At 44.9% G+C, this 2,500-nt stretch carries 2 tRNA genes and 2 rRNA genes (1 of these 4 running past the window's edge); all 4 read left to right on the top strand.

Going from position 1 to position 2,500, the window contains the following annotated elements:
• Window positions 1-102: 102 nt before the first annotated feature.
• Window positions 103-1,620: ribosomal RNA gene (locus ABNT14_RS01045) — 16S ribosomal RNA — on the top strand.
• 81 nt (window positions 1,621-1,701) lie between these two features.
• Window positions 1,702-1,775, top strand: a tRNA-Ile gene (locus ABNT14_RS01050).
• Between the two features lie 86 nt (window positions 1,776-1,861).
• Window positions 1,862-1,935, top strand: a tRNA-Ala gene (locus ABNT14_RS01055).
• A gap of 202 nt (window positions 1,936-2,137) precedes the next feature.
• Window positions 2,138-2,500 (top strand): 23S ribosomal RNA (locus tag ABNT14_RS01060); it runs 2,514 nt beyond the window's last position.
• Together the 16S and 23S rRNA genes with 2 tRNA genes alongside form the textbook arrangement of a ribosomal RNA operon.

Genomic DNA, 2,500 nt, shown 5'->3' on the forward strand with positions numbered 1-2,500 from the left:
TGAAAATATTGAAATTGACAGCGTAAATAAGAGTAGAATAACCACAACTTCTAACGAAGTTAAATTCTTTTGAAACTTATTCATTAATATTATTTAAAATATACAATGAAGAGTTTGATCCTGGCTCAGGATGAACGCTAGCGGCAGGCTTAACACATGCAAGTCGAGGGGTAACATTATGCTTGCATAGATGACGACCGGCGAACGGGTGCGTAACGCGTATAGAATCTGCCTTGTACAGGAGGATAGCCTTTAGAAATGAAGATTAATACTCCATAATGTAGTGCTTCGGCATCGGAACACTATTAAACATTTATGGGTACAAGATGACTATGCGTCCTATTAGCTAGATGGTAAGGTAACGGCTTACCATGGCAACGATAGGTAGGGGGTCTGAGAGGATTATCCCCCACACTGGTACTGAGACACGGACCAGACTCCTACGGGAGGCAGCAGTGAGGAATATTGGTCAATGGAGGCAACTCTGAACCAGCCATGCCGCGTGCAGGATGACTGCCCTATGGGTTGTAAACTGCTTTTATACAGGAAGAAACCGATCTACGTGTAGATCCTTGACGGTACTGTAAGAATAAGGACCGGCTAACTCCGTGCCAGCAGCCGCGGTAATACGGAGGGTCCGAGCGTTATCCGGAATCATTGGGTTTAAAGGGTCCGCAGGCGGTCAATTAAGTCAGAGGTGAAATCCCATCGCTCAACGATGGAACTGCCTTTGATACTGATTGACTTGAGTTATATGGAAGTAGATAGAATAAGTAGTGTAGCGGTGAAATGCATAGATATTACTTAGAATACCGATTGCGAAGGCAGTCTACTACGTATATACTGACGCTGAGGGACGAAAGCGTGGGGAGCGAACAGGATTAGATACCCTGGTAGTCCACGCCGTAAACGATGGATACTAGTTGTTGGACTTCGGTTCAGTGACTAAGCGAAAGTGATAAGTATCCCACCTGGGGAGTACGGTCGCAAGACTGAAACTCAAAGGAATTGACGGGGGCCCGCACAAGCGGTGGAGCATGTGGTTTAATTCGATGATACGCGAGGAACCTTACCAGGGCTTAAATGTGGTCTGACAGCTTTAGAGATAGAGTTTTCTTCGGACAGATCACAAGGTGCTGCATGGTTGTCGTCAGCTCGTGCCGTGAGGTGTCAGGTTAAGTCCTATAACGAGCGCAACCCCTATTTTTAGTTGCTAACAGGTTAAGCTGAGGACTCTAGAGAGACTGCCGGTGCAAACCGTGAGGAAGGTGGGGATGACGTCAAATCATCACGGCCCTTACGTCCTGGGCTACACACGTGCTACAATGGTATGGACAATGAGCAGCCACTATGCGAATAGGAGCGAATCTATAAACCATATCACAGTTCGGATCGGAGTCTGCAACTCGACTCCGTGAAGCTGGAATCGCTAGTAATCGGATATCAGCCATGATCCGGTGAATACGTTCCCGGGCCTTGTACACACCGCCCGTCAAGCCATGGAAGCTGGGGGTGCCTGAAGTTCGTTACCGCGAGGAGCGACCTAGGGTAAAACTGGTAACTAGGGCTAAGTCGTAACAAGGTAGCCGTACCGGAAGGTGCGGCTGGAACACCTCCTTTCTAGAGAAAGATGGTGAGTTACAAAAGGGAAATTTTACTCTTTGCTGTTAATTTTAAAACACACTAATAATAAGCTATTATAGTCTCGTAGCTCAGCTGGTTAGAGCGCTACACTGATAATGTAGAGGTCGGCAGTTCGAGTCTGCCCGAGACTACAAAGAGTAAGTTGTTAGAAAGGAAATTCTGGAAACTAGAGGATTCTAAATTCGTAATTCTGAATTCATAATTCTGAATTTCAAATGGGGGATTAGCTCAGTTGGCTAGAGCGCTTGCCTTGCACGCAAGAGGTCATCGGTTCGACTCCGATATTCTCCACAATTCAATTACGAATTGAAAATTATGAATTATAAATTTGTAATTCATCATTCGTAATTATTAAAGTTCATTGACATATTGGTAAAATGATATCGTAAAGAAATCAAGATAGAGAGTTAATCGCAAGATTAACACAATATTTTTATAAAAATAATAATTATAAAGAGCTCGTTCTAAACAGTAATGTTTAGAGCAAAAAGTACAATAAGCTAAATAAGGGCGTATGGCGGATGCCTAGGCTTTCAGAGGCGATGAAGGACGCGATAAGCTGCGATAAGCTACGGGGAGGGGCACATACCTTATAATCCGTAGATTTCCGAATGGGGCAACCCGGTATGTTGAAGACATATCACCCGCAAGGGGGCAAACCCGGTGAACTGAAACATCTAAGTAACCGGAGGAAGAGAAAACAATAGTGATTCCGTTAGTAGTGGCGAGCGAACGCGGATTAGCCCAAACCAATACTGTTACGGCAGTGTTGGGGTTGTAGGGCTGCGACATTAGCGTCTAAGAGAACTAGAATTGTCTGGAAAGACAAACCAAAGAGAGTGATAGTCTCGTATAG

Source organism: Tenacibaculum dicentrarchi, assembly GCF_964036635.1.
Taxonomy (GTDB): domain Bacteria; phylum Bacteroidota; class Bacteroidia; order Flavobacteriales; family Flavobacteriaceae; genus Polaribacter; species Polaribacter dicentrarchi.